The organism is Haladaptatus sp. CMAA 1909, assembly GCF_043952005.1.
Taxonomy (GTDB): domain Archaea; phylum Halobacteriota; class Halobacteria; order Halobacteriales; family Haladaptataceae; genus Haladaptatus.
Map to the genome: position 1 here is coordinate 178,000 of NZ_JBIOAV010000003.1, position 21,358 is coordinate 199,357.

The following is a 21,358-nucleotide window of genomic DNA, read 5'->3' on the forward strand; positions in this document are numbered from 1 at the left end:
CCTTCAAAGGTCTTGGTCTCCCGGCGACCGTCCATCCCGGCTTTCGAGGTGGAACTTCTGCACTTTTCCCGTCGTCGTCCGCGGCAGTTCGTCCACGAACGCGACTTCACGGGGGTGTTTGTACGCCGCGAGTCGTTCGAGACAGTACTCCTGAATCCCGTCCACGGTCACGTCCGCGTCCGGCGTGAGGACGACGAACGCTTTGACCGTCTCGTTGCGGCGCTCGTCCGGGATGCCGACGACGGCGGCGTCCGCGACGGCCGGATGTTCGAAGAGGAGTTCTTCGACTTCGCGCGGGTAGACGTTGTAGCCCGCCGTGTTGATCATGTGTTTCTTGCGGTCCACGACGTAGAAAAAGCCGTCCTCGTCGGCGTACCCCACGTCGCCCGTGTGGAACCAGCGCTTTCCGTCCGCCTCGGTGAACGCGGCGGCGTTCGCCTCGGGGCGCTCGTAGTACCCCTTCATCACGTTCGGTCCCGCGACGACGAGTTCGCCGGTTATCTCGTCAAGGTCCACGCTGCCCTCCTCTACGGGGCCGCGTTCTACCGGGGGACGTTCGACGAACTCGTCGTCAACGATTCGGGCGGAGACGCCGTCGAGCGTCGTGCCGATGCTGCCGGGTCGCCGGTTTCCGACGTGGTTCGCGTGCGTGACCGGACTCGTCTCGGTCAGGCCGTAGCCCTCACACAGATCGACGTCGAACCGGCCCTCGAACGAGCGGCGAACCTCCTCGGGGAGGCCGCTTCCGCCGGAGTTCGCGAACCGCACCGACGACAGGTCGAACTCGACGTCGTCGGGCAGATTCGCGAGATCATTGTACATCGCGGGGACGGCGTGTATCAGCGTGAGGTCCGCGGACTCGACCAGCGACGCGGCCGCCGTCGCGTCCCACGTCGGGAGCGGGTAATAACTCCCGCCGTCGAACAGGGTGGCGTTCATCGTCACCGTCATCCCGTAGATGTGGAACAGCGGGAGGACGCCGAGATGACGGTCGTCCGGCTGAATCCCGTCCGGGATGGGGTTCGTCGCGGCGTCCGCGTCCCACGCGAGGTTGTGATGGGTGAGGAGAACCCCCTTCGGGGTTCCGGTCGTTCCCGAGGTGTACGGTTGGACGGCGATGTCCTCGCCCGATCTGTCGGCAATCGGACGCGTCTCGTCGACGAGAAACGCCTCGAAACGACTGTCGGCGTCCCCCTTCCTCTTACTCTCACTCTCTGCCTCACCCTCATCCTCCCCGACGGTGACGACGACGTCCACGTTGGTCTCCTCCCGAACCGCATCGACGTGCTGGACGAGGCCGGGGAGCGTGACGACCGCTTTCGCGCCGCTGTCCCCGAGGAGGTGGCGCAGTTCCCGTCGTTTATACTGTGGGTTCATCGGGACGACGACGCCGCCCGCCCTGAGCGTCCCGTGAAACGCCGTCACGAACTGCGGGAGGTTCGGCAGGTAGACCGCGACTCGGTCGTCGACGCCGATGCCGTGCTCTGCGAGTCCGGCCGCAAACTGCCCTGCTCGCGTCCAGAACGTTTCGTAGGAGGTCTCCTGCCCGTCGTAGACGAGTGCCGGTGCGTCGCCGCGTTCGGCCGCCGCGTTCGCCACGTGGTGAACGAGATTCATGCGTCGTCCCTGCCATTCGACCACACCGTCAAAAGCGTTTATCGATGGTGTCCAATAACCGAAACAATACTACTATTGGAAACATAAACCCGAAAAACGGTTATCTCTGTCAATACCTCCTATCCGTGTCTTACGGCTCCCAGTTGTGCAGCGCGTCCACGAAGATGTCGTGGACGTCCTCCTCGACGACCGGTCTGGGGTTGCAGCGAAGCAACCGCGCCTGCGTTTCCACAGTCTGTTTCGCCAGCCAATCGACGTCGTCCTCCGTGATGCCCGCGAGTTCGTTGAGGCCGCTCGGCAGGACGTTCAGGTCGCGCTGAAGTTGAACGTACTCTCCTTTCAAGGCATCTGCGGCCTCTCGGGGACTCATCCCCGTCGTATCGACGCCGAACCGACGGGCGAGCGAGGCGAAGCGTTTCGGGTCGCTCGCGGAGTTGTAGTCGATGGTGCTCGCCGGGGTCAACACTGCGATGGTTTCGCCGTGGTAGGTGTGATACTTGTTTCCGACGGGATAGGCCATCGCGTGACAGAGGCTCGCTCCTGCGGTCAATCCGGCAACCGCACCGAACAGCGCGCCCTGTAACATGTTCTCGCGCGCCTCCAAATCGTCCCCGTTGTGAACCGCCTTGCGGACATTGTTCGACAGCAGGTCGATTGCCTTCTCGGAAAACATCTCGGTGAGCGGCGTCCGTCCGGCGTACACGGGACGCTCGGCGGGGTCGGTCGGCCGCAGAAGCGAATCGTACTCGTGTGTCGTGTAACCCTCCATGGCGTGCCCGAGGGCGTCCATCGCCGTCTTCGCGGTCAAATCCGGCGGGAGCGTGGTCGTGAGCGTCGGGTCCAGTACGGCGGCGTCGGCGCGGATGTGGTTGCTGGAGATTCCCTCCTTGATCTCCTTTTCCTCCACCGAGAGGATGGAGACGGGCGAAATCTCCGCCCCGGTTCCGGCCGTCGTCGGCATCAACACGAGCGGCGGGCCGGACTCCGTCAGGGGTTCTCCTTCGCCGGTCGGTTCGGCGATGTAATCGAGCGGCCCGCCGCCGTTGGCGATGACCGCGCGCGTCGTCTTCGCGGTGTCCATGCAACTCCCTCCGCCGAGGCCGACGTAGAAGTCGTATCCCGCTTCGCCCTTTTCGTCGCGGACGAAATCGAGACAGTTCTCGATGGCCGCGATGGACGGTTCGCGCTCCGATTCGTCGTAGACATCGACGGCGAATCCGGCGTCTTCGAGGTGCGTTTGGACGCGTTCGACGTGGCCGATGTCCACGAGGTTCCCGTCGGTGATGACGAGACCATGGGCGTCCTCGTCCACTCCCAAATCGTGCAACTGGAACGCCAGTTCGTCCGTCGCGTCCCGACCGAACCGAATCTGTGGCATCTGGATGTGCCAGACGGTTTCCGGAGAGAGTTCGTGGGACGGCGCGGAGACGGAGCGTTCGTAGCTCATCTCAGGGCCATCCTCCCTGAACCTCCTCGAACTGGTCCGGGTCGTGGCCGTACACGACCTCGGCGTCGTGTTTGCGCTCTATCTCCTTCAGTTTCTGGAGGCTGTCGAACCAATGACGGTGGCTCCAGAGGAGCCCGGCACCGAGCGGAACCTCGTCGTCGTAGTTCTCGGTTTGATAGATTTCGTCGCCCGCGAACGCGACCGTTCCGGCATCGTCGAGGTGAACGACCGTTCCCGTCAGACCGGGTGTATGACCGGGGAGGTGGACGAACTCGACGTCCTCGAAGTGGGTCTCCCTGTCTCGATGCATCACCCGCCAGTTGAGGTCGTGGTCGAAGTCACCCAGGACGTACGCCGCGCTTCCCTCGTCCGTTTTCGTGCTGTAGTAGGCGAACTTCAACTCCTCTTCGTGGACGAACACCGGCGTGTCGGTTCCGTCGAAGTGGTGCAGGCCGCCTGCATGGTCGAGATGCAAGTGGGTCTGGAACACGTAGTCGATGTCGTCGAGGTCGTACCCCGCATCCCCGAGGTCGTCCCGAAGGTCGTGTTCGCCCACGTCGTGCGGATAGAACGCCTGTTTCAACCCCTCCGGCCAGTGACCGTCGAGTGCCTCCTCGTGGTTGCCCGTATCCCAGAGAATCGTTCCCTCCGGGTGGTCGATGACGAGGTTGAACACCGGTATCTCGATGTAGTCGGTGTCCGGGTTGGGTTCGTCGTGGCTTCCGAGCGTGTTTCCCTCGATGAGGTAGTTGAGGTCACACTCCAGTCCGCCCCGGTCGATGACGTCGATGGTTGCATTAACCATGGCTAATAATCATTGTCTTATGAAAAGAGCGTATCTTACCGTCGAACACATGTCCGACAACGAATATATAATATCCTGAGGGGATGCTGTAGAACAATTGTCTGATAGTGTGTGAATGTTGAACTATGGGGTGTGTTGTCGGGCAATTCGTGCCGGTTCGAGAGCAATCGCTGGCATAATATCTCCCCTCTCGAAATAGCGGATACACCGATGCTTTCGGACCAACTCTTCTCCATCGCGAACGCCATCGGTCTGGTCGCCTTCGCTCTCGTCGGCGCGAGCAAGGCGATTCGCGAAGGGTTCGACCCGTTCGGGGTCACGGTTGTCGGCCTCGTCACCGCTTTCGGCGGTGGTACGACCCGCGACGTGTTGGTCAACCGCGTTCCGCTCTCGCTGCAAACCCTCTCGAACATCGGATTCGGCGTGGTTGGCGTCTCCATCGCCATCGTCCTCTCCCTCCTGTATCGCGAACCTGACCAACATCCGATTTCGCTGGCCGCCGACGCCGTCGGACTCGCCGCCTTCACGACCGCGGGTGCCATCGTCGCATCCGGGGTCGGCGTCTCCCCGTTCGGCGTCGTCGCGGTGGCGACTATAAACGCCGTCGGCGGGGGGGCGATGGCAGACATCCTCCTCGACCGCTCGCCGTTCGTGTTGGTTCGGGACTTCTACGCGAGTTGTGCCGTCCTCGGCGGCTTTGCATACTGGTGTCTGTTGGCCCTCGGGGGGGATGCCAACGTCGCGGCCGGCGGCTGTGCAGGAATCACGCTCCTGACGAGGGTCGTGGCCGTTCGGTTCGGTTGGCGGCTTCCGACGGTTCGAACGAACCCTCACTGAGTGGTACGGGATTCGCTTTCGTGCTCGGTAATATTGCGTAGCTCTCAGACATCTCCCCGATTCTCGTTTCCGGTAAACTACTCTACATGTAGGAAAATTCTATGCTTCTTTCCCGTTTCGATTCCGTATGGACGATTCCGACCTCGACGAGCGACCCGACCGAATCGAGCGACGACAGATGCTCATTCTCGCCCTGCTCGTCGTTCCGTATTTCGTTGACATCGCCACACTCAGCAACGTTTGGGTCACCGGTGTTCTCGTGACCGCGGTCGGTTTCGTCGTCTTCGTGATGGTCGTCATCGTCCGCAGACGCAACCGAAGTACGACGAACGGGTAGACTGGAGTTCCCGTCCGATACGGACACTGCCAATGGGGTCGGTGCATTCTAGTTTCTGTCTAACAACTCGTCGTGTCTCTTGGGCACCTCGGAAAATAGACAATAATTTGACCAGATATCGAACTAGCCAGCTACGTGACCACTGACCATCACACCGGTCGTTCTCGCTGGCAACTAATGTCGCGATCTCGACGTCCGTCGTCTCCCCCGCTTCCGAAGCGAAGGGCCTATTTTCCTTTGAGGGGAGAATCTCGCCGTTTACGGCGGGAATGAATCGACACTATTCAACGCAATCCACCGATGACACTCAGACTGGATATACAACGCCAATCCGTACCATTAAGTTACTTGTTCGAATAGGCTATGTATGGTGATTCAGGTCACTCGCACCTACGTTGGTTCCATCCAGAACCACCAACAGGTCCAGAGTGGCTTGGACTCGCTCGGCGACTCCGCCTCGAAAATCTGGAACGTCGCACGATGGACAGCAGACCGCGTATGGGATGGAATCGGTGAAATTCCAGACGAAGGCCCCCTGAAATCGTATATGAAGAACCAGTCGTGCTGGAAAGACTTGAACGCACAATCCAGTCAGAAAGTCATCGAAGAACTTTCCGACGCATTCCAGTCATGGTTCGACCTGCGCCACAAGTACGACGAGGCGAATCCGCCCGGCTACCGCAAACACGGTGACACTCGACCACGTTCGACGGTCACGTTCAAAGAAGACGGGTTCAAACACGACTCCGACAACAACCGCGTCCGACTCTCGAAAGGCTCCAACCTCAAAGAATACTGGTCGGACTTCCTGCTCTGCGAGTACGAAACTCGCCCCGACGTTGACCTCTCAGAAGTCAACACAGTGCAGAACGTTCGAGCCGTCTGGAACGGTGACAAATGGGAACTGCACTTCGTCTGCAAAGTCGAACTCGAAACCACCAACTCGGCAGGTGACGAAGTTGCTGGAATCGACCTTGGCATCAAGAACATTGCCACGGTCGCCTTCCCCAACGAATACGTTTTGTACCCCGGTAACTCCATTAAACAGGACAAGCATTATCTCACCAATGCTGAATACGACACGGAAGGAGAGAACGGCCCGTCCGAGAAGTCGATGTGGGCACGCTCGCGGTGAGTTGGCCCGAAAACGTGCGAGAGTCCGACTGGGGCAAGACTGGCAACAAGAAACTCCATACGTGGGCGTTCGACCGCGTATACCAGTACCTCGAATACAAAGGCGAAGAACGTGGTGTCGAGGTGCTGAAGAAAAACGAGTGGGACACCTCGAAGACGTGTTCACGGTGTGATGACGACACGAAGTCCAACCGGAAGCACCGTGGTTTGTACGTCTGCTCGTCGTGTGGGTTAGTCGGGAACGCGGATTGTAACGGAGCGGAGAATATGCGCCAGAAGATAACTCCGAGTCCTCACGGTGAGGATAGGAGTAACGGCTGTGTGGCACAGCCCTCGACACACGTGTTCGATACCCGGAGTGGGTTGTTCGCCCCGCGAGAACAGGTCGTGTCGTAGACCGGCAAATATCCCACTGCGGGACGGGAAGCCTCGCCGTTTATGCCGAGGAGGATGTCACATCGACCGTGTTCGATACCTACGACAGCACCCCACGGCCGCTGACTGTCATGTGAACCACGGACCCCGAGACGCACCACCATTGACCCACGAAATCATGACTCCCGAACCGAATCCCTCCACGAGGACGGCGGTCGATGACCTGTCGCAGGCGTGGAACCTACGTGATTCGACGCTTCTCCGCTCGGACGGGGAACCGATGCAGACCTCCCGATTCGACCGGAACATCTCGCCCGACCGTTTGCAGGAGGCGCTCGACCGCGGGGCGAAGACCGTCCGCGAGAGCGCTCCGAACCGAGACGGGTACGCCGTCCCGTTGCACGAGAACGGAAACCCGACGACGACGAACGAGTACGTCCTCTGGCGACCGGACTCGGCGCAGGTGGGGTGGTACGACACGAGTTTCGGCATCGACGGGACCGTTCGGTTCGTCTCGGTCGAGACGGCCTCGGAGACGACGCTGAGCGACCGTCTCAGGTTTTGGCATCCGGAACTGACTCCCGTGTCGGAGGACGAACTGAAGGCGTTCGAACTCCCGAAATCGGAAGTGAGACCTCAGTCCGACCTCTCCGCGGACGAGCGGCGTGCGTTTTTCGACGAACTCCGCCAGTTCGTCGAATCGGAACGGGAAACCGAACAGCGGGCCAACCGCGAACGATACCGAAAGGAGGGGTTGGCAACGCTCGCAGCGCGGGGAGTCGCGTCCGGGCCGTTCGTCTCGCTCGGAGCGAACGACCGACCCGTAGAACCGACGTACTCGTTTCAGATTTCACCGGAGGACGACGACGGGGACGTCGACCTCTTTCGGGACGAAGAAATGTACCCCGAGAGCGTCTTTCTCGTCGACACGATGGGCGAATCGGACGACTTCCCCATCGCCGTCGAAATCGTCTCCGTCGACGGGCCGACGCTGACGCTCAAACCGGACGCCAGTTGCGAACGCTCCGGCGTCGAGGAACTCCTCACGGCCAACCGAAGCGAGTTCTGGCTGACGCATCTCCTCAATCCCGTCCCGTTCGAGCGGCGGACGGAGGCGATTCGAAAAATCGAGTCGACCCCGAAAAAGCGGGACCTGATAGTCGGAAACCGACCCGTCCGATTCGAGGCCGACGGGCTTTCGGTCCCCAGCGCCGACATGGAGTTGAACGAATATCAGAGACAGGCCCTGAAGTGGGCCGACGACGCGAAAGACATTCTCTGTATCCACGGTCCACCCGGAACGGGAAAGACCCGGACGTTGACGGCGTACGTGCTGTATGCGGTCCAACACGGCGATTCGGTGTTGGTGACGGCACACTCCAATCAGGCCGTCGACAACCTCCTCGTCGGGGACAGCGCGGTGGGGGACCCGGAACCCGACACGCTCCACGCCGCGGTCTGTCGGGCGAGGGAGTCCGATGAGGGCGGCGACGGGAACGTCTCCGGGGACGGACTCAGTATCGCCCGCGTCGGTCGCAACTCGAAGAACGACGTGGTTCGACGGAACTACACGAATGCCCCCGTCGCCGAAGCGGACATCGTGGCCGCGACGACGAGCGGTACCGCCCAGTTCGACATGAACCGGTTCGACGTCGCCGTCGTCGACGAGGCGACACAGGCGAGTCGCCCCGCGACGGCCATCGTACTCGACTGTGCGCGAAAGCTCGTTCTTTCGGGCGACCACAAGCAACTACCTCCGTACTGTGCCGACGAATCGATGAAGGACGAACGGCTACACGTCTCACTGTTCGAGTACCTCCTCGACCGTTACGGGACTGACGTCTCGGTTCTCCTCCGGCGGCAGTACCGGATGCACTCGGCCATCGCCGAGTTCCCCAACGCCGCGTTTTACGACGGGAACTTGGAAACGGCGGCGCGAAACCGCGAGTGGAGAATCGACGACCTCGAATCGCTCGTCGCCATCGACGTCGCCGGCGACGAGCGACGAGAATCCGTCGGCAACTCCGTTTATAACCCTGCCGAAGCACAAGCAGTCGTCGCGGAGGTGACGAAACTCGTGGACGCGGGCGTCGCCCCGAAGGACATCGGCGTCATCTCGATGTACCGTGGACAGGTCGGCGAAATCCGCTCACGACTCCGTCGGACCGACGAGGACGCGGGCCGTGTCACCGTCGATACGGTCGATTCGTTTCAGGGAGGTGAACGCGAAGCGGTCGTCGTCTCGTTCGTTCGGAGCAACGACGCCGGAAACGCCGGGTTCCTCGAACTCCCTAATGAGGGGCCGCGCCGCCTGAACGTCGCGCTCACCCGCGCGAGAAAGCGCCTCGTGTTGGTCGGCGACTGGGAGACCCTCGCGTCCGTCTCGCCGAACAGTAGGCCGGAAAACAGTTGTGCACACCTGTATGCCGAACTGGCCACGAAACTTGAACGAGAGGGCCGTTTCGTGAACTGAATCGGATACTCTTCGGTCCCCGTTCGAGCCAATCCTCCGACGGTGCCCGCCCGCCGGACGACGGTCATTTCTCGATCGTGGGGCGATGTTCGCCGTCGACGGTGGCTTCTTCACGACCGCTCAGTCCGATGGCTCACACTCACAGCCGCCGTTTTCGAGGAGGTTCTCCACTGTGTACGACTGCCCGCACGTATCACAGAGGACGCGGATATCCACGAAGACGTCGAAATCCCCGAGCGTGAGGCGGTCCGTATTGACGAGGTTCGTCAGCGTCGTTTCCGTGACCGCACCGATCTTCGTTCGCAACCGCTGTATCGTTTCGCCGCTCTTTTTCACTTGATCCGTTTCGGTTTCGCCCGACTCGTACTTGACGCCGCGGTGTTTCGTCAGGTAGGTGTGTATCGCCTGATGCGTAACGAAGTCCTTCTCGATTTCCTCGATGGAAATCCCCTCCCGAGCGAGCGAATTCTTCGTTTCGATGCGTACACCGCGACTCACCGAATCGTCTGTCAACAATCGGTAGGTGTTCTCGACCTCTCCATCTAACGACGCCACTCCGGCCTGTTCCAGCGCTGCGCTTAGCACGGCTCGGTTGAACACGTCAGCAAGATCACGAAGGCTGAACTGGTTTCCGTCTTCTCCCGTCCAATCCGCTTCGAGTCGTTCGCCCATCCCGGTTAATTCGTACTCGTTAATGACCCGCTGAACTTTACTCTGCGTGGCCGAGTTTCTGCTCATACTGTACTGTAGTCCTCCTATGACGTTTGATTGTTTCGGAGAGTGCTAGTATCGTCATCATCGTGTCTTTTCACACCTAATACTGCCATTTCTGACCCGTTACGTGCGTAGTCTCGTAACGTCGTATCGTCGTTGCTTCTCCCATTTTTCAGACGCTCATTCGACTCTCGAGCCTGACTTTCCCTCCACGTTCGAATCGAAAGAACACGAATTCCAATTGTCAAAGCACCCGAAACACGCGAACCGTGTCGCGTTTGCTAGGTTCGCAGACGAGTTGTGCGAGGCCGAGGTCAGAGAAGACCTGTTTCCAGTTGCGGTAGTACAGCGGGAAGTCGTCGTGAACATAGCTCACTTTCTCATCCCCGCGGCCCCGTTGTGGACTGTTCCCCTCGTTTTCCGCGGTTATCACGAGGTCGGACGCGACGCGGCATATCTCCTCGAACACCCACTCGTTGTCGGGATGGATGTGTTGGAGCGTCTCCACCGAGTACACCACGTCGAATGTATTGTCGGGGAATTCGGGGAGGATATCCTCGATTGCGCCGGTTCGGAACGTCCCCGTTGCGGCGAGTTTCGGATGCCGCTCGGCCATTACGTCGAACGACTCGTCGTTGATGTCGATTCCGGTGAGGTTCGTGTATCCGTCGTCGAGGAGGTGGGCGAGGTGGCGACCGGAACTGCAACCGACTTCGAGAATCGCGGCTTTCTCGGGAACGTAATAGTCGAACACGCTAGCGAGGGTGTTGGTGACCTCGTTCGGGCCGATTTTGGCGTAGTACGCGGGCGAAAAATCACCCGTGCGCTCCGCCCAGTCGCGGCGGTTGTCGTCGGGGTCCATAGGTATCGGTCTCGCGGCCGGGAAGTTAAGCCTCACTCCACGTGCCGCGTAATGACGCCGGAGGGTTCGATTCCGGTAAAACCCCCGTGTCAGCCGACCGCATGTTTAGGATGACCTAATAATCGAAGCAACTATTACTATTTAGGGTGGCCTAAAAACATGGCGGAGAGTGACACGCTCTACGAGACACCGACGCGACACGACTACGTCAAGTATGGCGGGACGGTCGTTGGTGGCGGTGGATTATCCGGTCTCTCGACGGCTACCAGCCGTCACCATTGGTTGGACATCTCGGTTCTGGATTCGGGAGAGTCGACCCTCAGGCGAAACGCCCACTTCGAAAATTTCCGACTGATGTCACTCGACGTACGATGAAGGGAACTACGCGGTATCTGTTGGCCTTGTACATCCTCGCACACCGGGAGGAGCCACCGATTTCACCGGGTGCCGTCGCCGAACTGCTGGATAAATCGCCTGCGTCGATCACCGGGATGTTTCAACGGCTCGACGACGAGGGGCTCATCTCCTACGAACCGTACGAGGGTGCGACACTGACCGAGACGGGACGCGAACGGGCCGTGACGCTTCACGAATCTTACGTAACCGTCTCGTGGTTCTTCAGAGACGTTCTGGATCTCGATGCGCACGAAGAGGAAGCGATGGAACTGGCGGGGTTCTTGAGTCCGACCGTCGCCAAGCGACTCGCGGCGACGCTCCCTTGCGAAACTGAATTCGAATCTCCGTCTCAATCTTCGTCGATCACGGAGGACAAGTTGTAACGCGCTCTACCGCGCAGTTACTATAGCGACATGAAGTTTATTGCCTCTTCGTGACGCTTCTACTGGACCCTTCCTTTCGCCGATTCGGTCGCCATTACAATCTTACTCATGTAATGGTGTCTGCCGGGGACTGCTCGTCGATACTTCTCACCCACGGAAAACGGAGCGTACAGCCGTCAGATGAACTTCGGGTGATCTCCTTCCCGCTCCGCCATGTTGATGTTCACCTCGATGACGTTCGCCGCGTTCGTCACCTTCTCGACTATCATGTCGTGATACTCCGTCTCGTTCATCCGGTTGGTCGGCCCGGACACGCTCACCGAACCGAGGACCCGACCGCTTCTGTCCAGCACCGGCGCGCCGATGGCTTTGAGTCCCTCGATCTCCTCCTCGTCGTTGTACGCGTATCCGCGCTCCCGGATTTCTTCGAGTGCAGACAGCAACTCCTCACGGTCGGTAATCGTGTTCTCCGTCTTGCGAACCAATCCGTAGCGGTCGACGATGGCGTCTACCCTGTCGGACGGAAGCGATGCGAGGATCGACTTTCCGGTCGCCGAGAAGTGCAGGTAATCCGGCTTCTGTAGCTTGGTCGTCTGGTAGTTGCTGCCGACCGCTTTGTCGCCCCGGACTTTGTAGAGGTTCACGCTGAGGCCGTGTTGTTCGGTGGCCAGGTGGGCGTACTCCCCCGTCTCGTCGGCCAAACTCTCTATTTCCGGTTTGCCGATGCTGTACAGTTTGTTCTGGTTGCGAACGTACTCGCCGAGGAGGAGGAACTGCAACGACAGCGAGTACGTGTTTCCCTCTTGGACGACGAACTTGTTCTCCCGCAGCGTCGTGAGGTGATTGTAGACGGCGCTTTTCGACATATCGAGGTGGTCGGCGAGTTCGGTGACGCGCGCGCCGTCGAACTCCTCCAACGCCTGAATCACGTCGAACGCTCGCGTTACCGTTTTCAAGGTACGCGACGAGCCGGTTTCGGTCGGATTTGTCATGACACACGATACCAATCATGGTCGTAAAAGCGTTTGTATATGGTGCAGACGTTTCCGAAATCTAAAACCGATAGCAGTGAGCGCTTCTTAGGACGGTATTTCTGTTTCATACATTGTTGGCTTCTCAAAACCGCCGTAATCGGCCGATTTCGGAAGAATTAGAATCGTCTGGCCGACGATGTGCGTTCAAAATACGTGCAACCGGCTTGTGGACATTTAGTGGATTGACGGGTTGTTTTCTACGGCGTTTCTGTTATATAATCGTAGACGCACGATTTATGGTGTCTCGGGGGTCGTGCGTGTGGTGATGAATCTCGGTCTTGTTCTCCATCGGTGCAACCCACGAACCGAACATGAGATGGACCGTGCCCAGTCGAAGATCGGCGGTTAGCCGGGACATAAACGGTCTGATGGCCGATATCCTGCGTTGGCGCTCGCTCAAATGGGCGGACTGAAAACAGCTGAAACCCCTCCGCCTATCGGTATCCCTGCCGAAACGAGTCCGATTTGTCCGTCTGTGAACGGGCTACTCGTCGGCGCTGGCGAGCCGCGTTACCGCCCCGGCGAGGACGCGCGTCGATTCGGCACAGTCCTCCCACTCGGTCCACTCCAACGGATTGTGGGAAATCCCGTCCCGTGACGGGGCAAAGAGCAAGCCAGCATCGGTGACGTTCGCGACGTGCATCGTGTCGTGGGCGGCACCGGAGTGGAGCGACAGCGTTTCGATGCTCGCGGCCTCCCCGGCGGCTTCCAGCGCGGCGCGACAGCGGTCACTCATCGGTACGGGGTGACGATTCCACGGTCGCTCGAACTCGGTCGTCACGTCGCGTTCGGTTTCGATGCGGTCGAGGCTCCGCTTCGCACGCTCCACGACGTACTCGATTGAGTCCTGCTCGATATCGCGGATATCGAGGCTCATCTCGACCCGTCCCGGAATGACGTTCGGTGCACCCGGTCGCACGTCGAGTTTGCCGACGGTGGCGACGGCCGTGTTCGATTCGGTTTCGACGCGCTCGTTCGCGGCGGATTCGACGTCGAGAACGAACTCGCTCGCACCGGCGAGGGCGTCCGACCGGTCGCGCATCAGCGTCGATCCCGCGTGGTTCGCTTCGCCGGCGATTTCGATAGCACAACGGGAAAGTCCCGTTATCGTCGTCACGATTCCGGCCGGGACCTCTGCGTCTTCGAGACGTTCGCTCTGTTCGATGTGGAGTTCCAGCCACGCGTGCCACTCGTCGGCGGCGACTCGCCCCTCGCCGAGGAAGCCGATGTCGTCGAGGGCGGCTTCCAGCGTCACACCGGAGTCGTCTTCGAGCGCGAGCGCCGTTTCGAGGCTCATCTCCCCGGCAGCGACGGCGGACCCGAGCAACCCACCGTCGAACCGCTGGCCTTCCTCCTCGGTGAAACAGACGACGTCGACCGGGCGGGCCGGTTCGACGCCCGCGTCCTGCATCGCTCGAACCGCCTCTAACGCGGCGTACACGCCGAGTGGCCCGTCGAAGATGCCTCCCTCGGGCACGGAGTCGAGGTGGCTTCCCGCGGCGACTGCGGTCGCGTCGGGGTCGGCGCTTTCGGGCGTCCATCGGCCGACGATGGTCCCCACTCGGTCCACGCGAACGTCGAGACCCGCGTCCCGCAGTCGCTCGCAAAAATATTCTCGTGCGTTCCTGTCTGCCTCCGTTCCGGTTAGGACGGTCCGACCGTGACCGTTTTCGACCGCGACCGACCCGAACGCCGCGTTAGCCTCGATGTCTCGTCGTAGCCGTTGCTCACGTACCTGCATGCGTACCAACCGCAACGTGGCCCACCCGCCTATTTGACTGTTTCCCAACCGTACATCGGATTTACACTTTCGGCTATCCGCGTTTCATTTCACCCATCTAACCATATCGTTGCAGTTTTCATAATCTTTATCACTGGTGGTTGTGTGCGCTATTCTATGCCAAGCGATAGCAATAGCCGCAATATTGAAAAAAATAGCGACACGGGCGGTCACGGACGCGTCGACCGCCGGGCGTTCCTTGCCACGACGGCCGCCAGCGTTCCGGTTGCGCTCGCCGGTTGTCTCGGCGGAGGCGACTCCGGCGACGGCAACGGTGACGGGAGCGGCGATGGAAACGGGGATGGAAAGGCGAAGATGGGCGGAACGCTCCAGTGGGGCGGTGCCGTGCCCGTGCAGGGACTCGATCCGCACCTCGAAAGCGCCGCCGCGACCAACCGCGTGCTCGAAAACATCACCGAACCGCTCATCCGGTTGGCCCCCGACTACTCGCTGAAGCCGCATCTCGCGAAGGACTGGTCGACCTCCGAGGACAACACGAAACTGGAGTTCACGCTCCAGAAAGGCGTGACGTTCCACGACGGCAGCGAGATGACGTCCAAAGACGTTCTCGCGACCTACGAGCGGATCGCGAACGGCGAGTACCTCGCCACCGGCTTCTTCGATTTCGTCGATTCGATGGACAACCCCGACGACCAGACGTTCGTCGTTCAGTTGTCGGAACCGTTCGCGCCGTTCCTCTCGCGGATGTCGACCGGAGAGATGCACATCGTCCCGGAGGAACAGGCGAAACAGAAGAAGATCAACGAACCCATCGGGACGGGGCCGTACCAGTTCGAGAGCCACGAGGTCGAGACGTCGTTCACGATGACGAAGTTCGACGATTACTGGGACGCCAGCGACGAGAACGGTCCCTTCCTCGACAAGATCGTCAAGAGCGAGATAACCGACCCGAACGTGCGGCTTCAGTCGTTCCGCGCCGGCGAGTACGACTTCGTCAACGGCGTCCCGCCGAAGGACGTCGAATCGCTCAAAAACGATTCGTCCGTCCGCTTCGAGAAACAGTTCCCGAAGGCGCTCGTCTACCTCGGCCTGAACTGCAACAAGAAACCGTTCGACAACAAAGACGCCCGCCTCGCGCTCGATTACGCGCTCGACAAGGAGAAGATCAGCGAGGCGGCGCTCTACGGCACCGGAAAAACGACGGCGACGCCCGCCGCACCCGGCAGCAAGTGGGTGAACCCCGACATCAAACCCCGTCCGCGTGACCTCGACAAGGCCAAAGAACACCTAAAGAAGGCGGGAATGCCCGACGGATTCTCGGTTTCGTTCAAGATTCCTCAATCCTACCCGACGCAGGTGCAGGGTGCGAAAGTCATCTCCGACCAAGCGTCCGAGGTCGGTATCAACCTCAATATCCAGAAGATCACGTGGAGTACGTGGCTGTCGGACGTCTACAGCAAGCAGAACTTCGAGGCGACGACCAGTTCGTACCTCGCGCTGACCTACCCCGACGTGTCGTTCTACAAGTTCCTCCACCCGGACGGTGCGTTCTTCTTCACGGGATGGAAGAACGACGAGTACAACCAACTCGTCGAGAAGGCCCGTCACATGTACGACGAGGACAAGCGCGCCGAACTGTACCACAAGGCGACCAAAATCCTCCACGAGGACCGAGCTGGTCACCTCCTGCTCTGGTGGCAGGCGAACCTGTACGCCGGTTCGACGGACTACAAGGGTAAGATAGGTACTCCCGACGGCTCCACGCTTCGATTCCACGACAACTGGCTCGACGGATAATTCGGAGACTCACCATGTCAATGTCTAACTATCTAATGAGGCGGTTGGGGTTCATGGTGTTAACCCTTCTGTTCGTGACACTGATAACGTTCATCGTGACGACCATCCTCCCCGGGGACGTCGCGTTGCTCATCCTTGGGCCGAACGCGACCGACAAGTCGATTCAGGCGCTGCAAGCGCAGATGGGGCTCGACAAGCCGCTGTACGTCCAGTACATCGACTGGGTGTTCGGGCTCGTACAGGGGGACATGGGAACCTCGCTCCGGTTCGGCGACCCGGTTATGACGCTCATCATGGAAAAGCTCCCGAAATCGCTCCTCCTCGCCGGAGCGGCGACGCTCATCGCGGTCTTCCTCGCGCTGCCGCTCGGCGTCATCGCCGCGGTGAAGCAGAACGAGATGCCGGACCTGTTCGCGTCGATGTTCGGATTCATCGGCGTCTCCATCCCCATCTTCCTGTGGGGTCTGGTGTTTATCCTCGTCTTCGCCGTGTGGCTGAACATCTTCCCGACGGGCGGCTACGTTCCGCCGAGCGAGGACCCCGTGGGAACATTGACCCACCTCGTCCTCCCGGCGTCGGCGATGGGGTTCGCCCTTACCGCCTACATCATGCGGATGACCCGGTCGTCGATGCTCGAAGTCATGTCCGAGGAGTACATCAAACTGGCGCGCTCGAAGGGGATGACCCAGCGCGTCATCGTCCTCAAGCACGCACTCCGGAACGCCATCATTCCCGTCATCACGGTCATCGCGTTCCAGTTCAGCTACGCGTTCGGCGGCGTCGTCGTGCTGGAGCAAGTGTTCTTCTGGCCGGGCATCGGCAGGCTGACGCTGACTGCCATCCAGAGCCGCGACATACCCCTGTTGCAGGGTTGTATCGTCGTCGTCGCGCTGATGTACATGCTCTCGAACCTCGCGGCCGACATCCTCTACGGCTACTTCGATCCGCGGATTCGCTACGGAGGTGATGAGTGATGGCGACTTCGACGTCGAACTCGACGACCACGTCCGCGCGGATAGAACGCTTCCAGCGGTTCACGCGGCAGTTCAGGAGCAACACCAAGGCGATGATCGGACTCGTCATCGTGTTGTCGCTCATCGTGGTCGCGATTTTCGCGCCATTCATCGCCCCGTACTCGATTTCACACACGTCCGTCGCCGACCGCACGCAATCGCCGTCGATGGACCACCCGTTCGGAACCGACGACCTCGGTCGTGACATCTTCAGTCGCGTGGTGATGGGGAGCCGGATTTCGCTGAAAGTCGGGTTCGGTGCCATCACCGGCGCGCTCCTCGTCGGGACCATAATCGGACTGGTGTCCGGTTACTACGGCGGCATCATCGACGAACTGCTGATGCGGTTTATGGACGCCGCGATGTCCTTCCCGCCCATCCTCCTCGCGTTGACGTTGATGGTCGTCCTCGGTCCCGAACTCACGAACGTCATCATCGCGCTGGCGTTCGTGTACACGCCGTACATCGCTCGCGTCGCCCGAAGTGCGACGCTCTCCGAGCGGAACGAGGCGTACGTGGAGTCGGCCATCGCCCGCGGCGAGAGTAACTCACACATCATCTTCAGCGAAGTGCTGCCGAACTGTTCGGCTCCGCTCCTCGTGCAGGGGTCGCTGAACATCGCCTTCGCGATGCTCGCGGAGGCGAGTCTGTCGTTCCTCGGCCTCGGCGCGCAACCGCCGACGCCGTCGTGGGGACTGATGATAAACAACGGGAGCGGGTTCATGCAAACCGCGCCGTGGATCATCATCTTCCCCGGAATCGCCATCGCAGTCACCGTCATCGGGTTCAACCTGCTCGGCGACGGCCTGAGAGACGTGCTCGACCCCAAGGTGGATTCGATAGAATGAACGGAAACGACGCAGACGGCGGGTCCGCCCCCCTCCTTGACGTCCGAGATCTCCGGACGGAGTTCCTGACCGAGGACGGGACGGTCGTCGCCGCCAACGACGTATCGTTCGCCCTCGACACGGGCGAGACAATGGGATTGGTCGGCGAGAGCGGGGCCGGAAAGAGCGTCACCGCGCGCTCGCTGCTCCAACTCGTCGATAGCCCCGGCGAAATCACCGGCGGCAAAGTCGTCTTCGACGGCGTGGACCTATTGGGACTCTCCGAGGCGGAGATGCGCTCGGTTCGCGGGAACAAGATCGCGCTCATCCCGCAGGACCCGATGTCGTCGCTGAATCCGGTGCTCACGGTCGGCGAACAGATCGTCGAGACGATTCTGCACCACCAAGGCGGCGACCGGGAATCGGCGCGCGAACAGGCCATCGAGGTCATGCGCGACGTGGAAATCCCGGACGCGGCCGAGCGCTTCGGCGACTACCCGCACGAGTTCTCGGGCGGGATGCGCCAGCGCGTTCTCATCGCCATCGGTCTCTCGTGCAAGCCGGACCTGATAATCGCCGACGAACCGACGACGGCGCTCGACGTGACGACGCAGGCAAAAATCCTCGACCTCTTGAACGAACTACAGGAGGAAAAGGGGATGGCCATCCTGATGATAACGCACAACCTCGGCGTCGTCGCCCAGACCTGCGACCACGTCGGCGTGATGTACGCCGGAAACCTCGTCGAAACGGCGGAACTCGACGAACTGTTTCGGAAACCGCGGCATCCGTACACGCGCGGCCTCATCGACTCGATTCCGCAGACGGACGTGGAGTACGACGAACTGCCGACGCTGGCCGGGTCGATGCCGGACCTCACCGACCTGCCCAGCGGGTGTAACTTCGCGCCGCGGTGTGAGTACGCGACCGAGGCATGCCGAGCCGATGGCAACCCCCCGCTCGAACCGGCCGCGGGAACGACATCGAAAGCGGCGTGTATCCGCACGGACGAAATCGATCTCAGTCAGGGATACACCCCCACGGAGTCGGGCGGCGAGCGGAAACGCATCGACCGCACCGGCGAACCGCTGTTCGCGGTGAAAAACCTGAAAAAGCACTTCCCGGCCGGCGACGGGTTCCTCGGCGACCTCACGCTCACGCGCTCGGACGGCGGCCTCCCGACGCTCGAACGGCGGGCCGTCAAGGCCGTCGACGGTATCGACTTCGAGATTTACGAGGGTGAGACGGTCGGCCTCGTCGGCGAGAGCGGGTGCGGTAAATCGACCGTCGCGCGCACCGCGCTGAAACTCCTCGAACCGACCGACGGCGAGGTTTACTTCGAGGGCCAGCCGATTCACGAGATGAGCGGGTCGGAGGTACGGAGCCTCCGCCGCGAGATGCAGATGATATTCCAGGACCCACATAGTTCGCTCAATCCGCGAAAGACCGTGGGTCAGATCATCGGTCGCGCGATGGAGAAACACGGCATCGCGACCGGCGAGGAGAAGCGGGAGCGAACCCGCGAGTTGCTGACGCGCGTCGGCCTCTCCCCGGACGCGCTCCACAAGTATCCCCACCAGTTCTCGGGCGGGCAACAACAGCGCATCGCCATCGCGCACGCGCTGGCCGTGGAACCGAAGCTCATCGTCTGTGACGAACCGGTGTCGGCACTCGACGTGTCCGTGCAGGCCCAGATACTGAACCTGCTCAACGAGATTCAGGCGGAGTACGGTCTCTCGTACCTGTTCATCTCGCACAACATCGGGGTCGTCCGACACATCTGTGACCGCATTGCGGTGATGTATCTCGGCAAAATCGCCGAGTTCGGGACGGTCCAACAGGTGTTTTCGGCCCCGTTCCACCCCTACACGGAGAGCCTCCTCTCGGCGGTTCCGCACGCCAATCCGGGGAAGAAGACCGACCGCATCCTGCTCGAAGGGAGCGTTCCGAGTCCGATCAACCCGCCGTCCGGTTGTCCGTTCCAGACCCGATGTCCGAAGAAAATCGGCGACATCTGCGAGCGGACCGAACCGGAACTGGAGGAAAAGGCGGACGGCAGCGACCACCGGATTTCCTGTCACCTCTCCGTCGAGGAGATGAGCGAACGTCGGTCCTTCGCCGGAACGGTCGAATCTCCGACCGACGACTGAGTGGCCGAATCGATCGACGTTTTTTGAGCGGTACTCTCCCGGCGAGTGTCTCGTTTCGCCCACCGAGCCCTCGCCGATACGTGGTTTTCTCCCCGAATCTCTATTATTGTCGCGAGAATCACTTCATTGACTTAAATACTGTTCCCTCCAATCGGGCGTGGAAAATCCGACACCGACCAACGATTCGGGAATTCGATTGAAGTAGGTGGGCGTGGAACGGCGGTCGGGGGAGTAATCGTGCAAGCATACTGTATGCGCTCCATCGGGGAGACCGGCTTTGTCGAAAAGGACCGACCAGAAGCGGGGCCGAACGACGCCATCGTTCGACCGACGAAGGCGTTGGTGTGTACCTCCGACGTTCACACCGTCGGCGGGGCCATCGGCGAACGCGAGGACATCACGCTCGGCCACGAGGCGGTCGGCGTCGTCGAATCTGTCGGGGACGACGTCGAGGAATTCGAACCCGGGGACCGCGTCGCCGTCGGAGCGATAACCCCGGATTGGGGGTCGCTGGCCGCCCAAGACGGCCATCCGTCGCAGTCGAACGAGGCGCTCGGCGGGTGGAAGTTCGCGAACGTCAAGGACGGCGTGTTCGCCGAGTACTTCCACGTGAACGACGCGGACGCGAACATGGCCCACATCCCGCCGGGCGTCAGCGACGAGGCCGCCGTGTACGTGACGGACATGATGAGTACCGGCTTCAGCGCGGCCGAACGCGCCGATATTCCCATCGGGGGAGCGGTCGCGGTATTCGCGCAAGGGCCGGTCGGACTGATGGCGACCAAGGGAGCGTCGCTTCGCGGTGCGGGGACGATAATCGCCGTCGAAAGCGTCCCCGAACGGCAGGAACTCGCCGAGTTCTACGGTGCCGACGAGGTGATCGATTTCACCGAGGTCGAGACCGTCGAGGCGATCATGGACCTGACCGACGGGGAGGGTGTCGACGCCGCAATCGAAGCGTTGGGTTCGAACGTCACGTTCGAACACTGCATCGAAGTTACCAAACCCGGTGGCGTCGTCTCCAACGTCGGCTATCACGGCGAGGGTGAGTACGTCGACATCCCGCGAGCGGCGTGGGGCGTCGGCATGGCCGAAAAGGACATCGTGACCTCGCTCTGTCCCGGCGGTCGCCTTCGATTGCGGCGACTGCTTCGGTTGCTCGAAACGAGGAAGGTGGACCCGACGCGCATGACGACCCATCGGTTCGACTTCGACGACATCGACGAGTCGTTCCACCTCATGGACACGAAAGACGAGGGAATAATCAAACCCCTTATCGACTTCGAGTGAGGCTCGTCGGGGGAACCGATGAAATAGTCAATATTTCGCTGACACCATCGAACTCTAGACGGAATAATTATGTGTTCGATGAGTTGTGGGTACGGTAGACTATCTTCCTATGAGGAGAGAATCCGA

17 protein-coding genes and 1 pseudogene are annotated in these 21,358 nt (G+C 60.7%); 11 read left to right on the forward strand and 7 right to left on the reverse strand.

Annotated features, from left to right (window positions below; genetic code table 11):
* Positions 1 to 3 precede the first annotated feature (3 nt).
* From ACGYLY_RS22855 to ACGYLY_RS22865, 3 genes are all read right to left on the reverse strand, one after another.
* Positions 4 to 1,617: a long-chain fatty acid--CoA ligase gene (locus ACGYLY_RS22855; protein WP_395285080.1), complete on the reverse strand. Its 1,614-nt coding sequence runs from the start codon at positions 1,615 to 1,617 to the stop codon at positions 4 to 6.
* A 130-nt stretch (positions 1,618 to 1,747) separates the two neighbouring features.
* The gene (locus ACGYLY_RS22860) at positions 1,748 to 3,064 is read right to left on the reverse strand and encodes a hydroxyacid-oxoacid transhydrogenase (RefSeq protein ID WP_395285081.1); all 1,317 of its coding nucleotides are present in this window, start codon (positions 3,062 to 3,064) and stop codon (positions 1,748 to 1,750) included.
* A gap of 1 nt (position 3,065) precedes the next feature.
* A complete protein-coding gene (locus tag ACGYLY_RS22865; RefSeq protein WP_395285082.1) occupies positions 3,066 to 3,869 on the reverse strand; it encodes an N-acyl homoserine lactonase family protein in 804 nt (267 codons plus the stop codon).
* 210 nt (positions 3,870 to 4,079) lie between these two features.
* Here ACGYLY_RS22865 and ACGYLY_RS22870 point away from each other — a divergent pair, with 210 nt between their 5' ends.
* From ACGYLY_RS22870 to ACGYLY_RS22885, 4 genes and pseudogenes are all read left to right on the forward strand, one after another.
* Entirely contained in the window at positions 4,080 to 4,706 is a 627-nt protein-coding gene (locus ACGYLY_RS22870) for a trimeric intracellular cation channel family protein (RefSeq protein WP_395285083.1), read from the forward strand.
* Between the two features lie 127 nt (positions 4,707 to 4,833).
* Positions 4,834 to 5,043, forward strand: a complete 210-nt coding sequence (locus ACGYLY_RS22875) for a hypothetical protein (RefSeq protein ID WP_395285084.1) — start codon at positions 4,834 to 4,836, stop codon at positions 5,041 to 5,043.
* A 367-nt stretch (positions 5,044 to 5,410) separates the two neighbouring features.
* Positions 5,411 to 6,573: pseudogene (locus ACGYLY_RS22880) on the forward strand (RNA-guided endonuclease InsQ/TnpB family protein).
* Between the two features lie 157 nt (positions 6,574 to 6,730).
* Complete coding sequence (locus tag ACGYLY_RS22885; protein WP_395285085.1) at positions 6,731 to 9,025, forward strand: AAA domain-containing protein; 2,295 nt, start codon at positions 6,731 to 6,733, stop codon at positions 9,023 to 9,025.
* Between the two features lie 120 nt (positions 9,026 to 9,145).
* Here the strand turns inward: ACGYLY_RS22885 and rdfA are convergent, their stop codons facing one another.
* On the reverse strand, positions 9,146 to 9,763 hold the full coding sequence (gene rdfA, locus ACGYLY_RS22890) for a rod-determining factor RdfA (RefSeq protein ID WP_395285086.1): 618 nt from the start codon (positions 9,761 to 9,763) through the stop codon (positions 9,146 to 9,148).
* A 220-nt stretch (positions 9,764 to 9,983) separates the two neighbouring features.
* Positions 9,984 to 10,601, reverse strand: coding sequence for a class I SAM-dependent methyltransferase (locus ACGYLY_RS22895; protein WP_395285087.1), 618 nt, complete (start codon positions 10,599 to 10,601; stop codon positions 9,984 to 9,986).
* Between the two features lie 159 nt (positions 10,602 to 10,760).
* Here ACGYLY_RS22895 and ACGYLY_RS22900 point away from each other — a divergent pair, with 159 nt between their 5' ends.
* Entirely contained in the window at positions 10,761 to 10,976 is a 216-nt protein-coding gene (locus ACGYLY_RS22900) for a hypothetical protein (RefSeq protein ID WP_395285088.1), read from the forward strand.
* Positions 10,973 to 11,380: a metal-dependent transcriptional regulator gene (locus ACGYLY_RS22905; protein WP_395285089.1), complete on the forward strand. Its 408-nt coding sequence runs from the start codon at positions 10,973 to 10,975 to the stop codon at positions 11,378 to 11,380. Before ACGYLY_RS22900 ends, ACGYLY_RS22905 begins: the two co-directional genes overlap by 4 nt.
* Positions 11,381 to 11,556: 176 nt before the next feature.
* On the opposite strand, the gene ACGYLY_RS22910 is transcribed toward ACGYLY_RS22905, so the two are convergent.
* Both ACGYLY_RS22910 and ACGYLY_RS22915 read right to left on the reverse strand, forming a co-directional pair.
* A complete protein-coding gene (locus ACGYLY_RS22910; RefSeq protein ID WP_395285090.1) occupies positions 11,557 to 12,372 on the reverse strand; it encodes an IclR family transcriptional regulator in 816 nt (271 codons plus the stop codon).
* A gap of 526 nt (positions 12,373 to 12,898) precedes the next feature.
* On the reverse strand, positions 12,899 to 14,155 hold the full coding sequence (locus ACGYLY_RS22915; protein WP_395285091.1) for a Zn-dependent hydrolase: 1,257 nt from the start codon (positions 14,153 to 14,155) through the stop codon (positions 12,899 to 12,901).
* A 156-nt stretch (positions 14,156 to 14,311) separates the two neighbouring features.
* Between ACGYLY_RS22915 and ACGYLY_RS22920 the strand changes: the two genes are divergently transcribed.
* The 5 genes from ACGYLY_RS22920 to ACGYLY_RS22940 all read left to right on the forward strand — a co-directional run bounded on the left by ACGYLY_RS22920 (position 14,312) and on the right by ACGYLY_RS22940 (position 21,232).
* Positions 14,312 to 15,952: an ABC transporter substrate-binding protein gene (locus ACGYLY_RS22920; RefSeq protein ID WP_395285092.1), complete on the forward strand. Its 1,641-nt coding sequence runs from the start codon at positions 14,312 to 14,314 to the stop codon at positions 15,950 to 15,952.
* A 14-nt stretch (positions 15,953 to 15,966) separates the two neighbouring features.
* Positions 15,967 to 16,926, forward strand: a complete 960-nt coding sequence (locus tag ACGYLY_RS22925; RefSeq protein ID WP_395285093.1) for an ABC transporter permease — start codon at positions 15,967 to 15,969, stop codon at positions 16,924 to 16,926.
* Entirely contained in the window at positions 16,926 to 17,813 is an 888-nt protein-coding gene (locus ACGYLY_RS22930) for an ABC transporter permease (protein WP_395285094.1), read from the forward strand. The genes ACGYLY_RS22925 and ACGYLY_RS22930 overlap by 1 nt, the downstream gene beginning before the upstream one ends.
* Positions 17,810 to 19,942: a dipeptide ABC transporter ATP-binding protein gene (locus tag ACGYLY_RS22935; RefSeq protein WP_395285095.1), complete on the forward strand. Its 2,133-nt coding sequence runs from the start codon at positions 17,810 to 17,812 to the stop codon at positions 19,940 to 19,942. The genes ACGYLY_RS22930 and ACGYLY_RS22935 overlap by 4 nt, the downstream gene beginning before the upstream one ends.
* Positions 19,943 to 20,194: 252 nt before the next feature.
* Entirely contained in the window at positions 20,195 to 21,232 is a 1,038-nt protein-coding gene (locus ACGYLY_RS22940) for an NAD(P)-dependent alcohol dehydrogenase (RefSeq protein WP_395285403.1), read from the forward strand.
* Positions 21,233 to 21,358: the final 126 nt, after the last annotated feature.

Bases quoted from the DNA above. Each gene is read 5' to 3' on its own strand.
- ACGYLY_RS22855 (WP_395285080.1), bottom strand. From the start codon at position 1,617: ATGAATCTCGTTCACCACGTGGCGAACGCGGCGGCCGAACGCGGCGAC.
- ACGYLY_RS22860 (WP_395285081.1), bottom strand. From the start codon at position 3,064: ATGAGCTACGAACGCTCCGTCTCCGCGCCGTCCCACGAACTCTCTCCG.
- ACGYLY_RS22865 (WP_395285082.1), bottom strand. From the start codon at position 3,869: ATGGTTAATGCAACCATCGACGTCATCGACCGGGGCGGACTGGAGTGT.
- ACGYLY_RS22870 (WP_395285083.1), top strand. From the start codon at position 4,080: ATGCTTTCGGACCAACTCTTCTCCATCGCGAACGCCATCGGTCTGGTC.
- ACGYLY_RS22875 (WP_395285084.1), top strand. From the start codon at position 4,834: ATGGACGATTCCGACCTCGACGAGCGACCCGACCGAATCGAGCGACGA.
- ACGYLY_RS22885 (WP_395285085.1), top strand. From the start codon at position 6,731: ATGACTCCCGAACCGAATCCCTCCACGAGGACGGCGGTCGATGACCTG.
- rdfA (WP_395285086.1), bottom strand. From the start codon at position 9,763: ATGAGCAGAAACTCGGCCACGCAGAGTAAAGTTCAGCGGGTCATTAAC.
- ACGYLY_RS22895 (WP_395285087.1), bottom strand. From the start codon at position 10,601: ATGGACCCCGACGACAACCGCCGCGACTGGGCGGAGCGCACGGGTGAT.
- ACGYLY_RS22900 (WP_395285088.1), top strand. From the start codon at position 10,761: ATGGCGGAGAGTGACACGCTCTACGAGACACCGACGCGACACGACTAC.
- ACGYLY_RS22905 (WP_395285089.1), top strand. From the start codon at position 10,973: ATGAAGGGAACTACGCGGTATCTGTTGGCCTTGTACATCCTCGCACAC.
- ACGYLY_RS22910 (WP_395285090.1), bottom strand. From the start codon at position 12,372: ATGACAAATCCGACCGAAACCGGCTCGTCGCGTACCTTGAAAACGGTA.
- ACGYLY_RS22915 (WP_395285091.1), bottom strand. From the start codon at position 14,155: ATGCAGGTACGTGAGCAACGGCTACGACGAGACATCGAGGCTAACGCG.
- ACGYLY_RS22920 (WP_395285092.1), top strand. From the start codon at position 14,312: ATGCCAAGCGATAGCAATAGCCGCAATATTGAAAAAAATAGCGACACG.
- ACGYLY_RS22925 (WP_395285093.1), top strand. From the start codon at position 15,967: ATGTCAATGTCTAACTATCTAATGAGGCGGTTGGGGTTCATGGTGTTA.
- ACGYLY_RS22930 (WP_395285094.1), top strand. From the start codon at position 16,926: ATGGCGACTTCGACGTCGAACTCGACGACCACGTCCGCGCGGATAGAA.
- ACGYLY_RS22935 (WP_395285095.1), top strand. From the start codon at position 17,810: ATGAACGGAAACGACGCAGACGGCGGGTCCGCCCCCCTCCTTGACGTC.
- ACGYLY_RS22940 (WP_395285403.1), top strand. From the start codon at position 20,195: ATGCGCTCCATCGGGGAGACCGGCTTTGTCGAAAAGGACCGACCAGAA.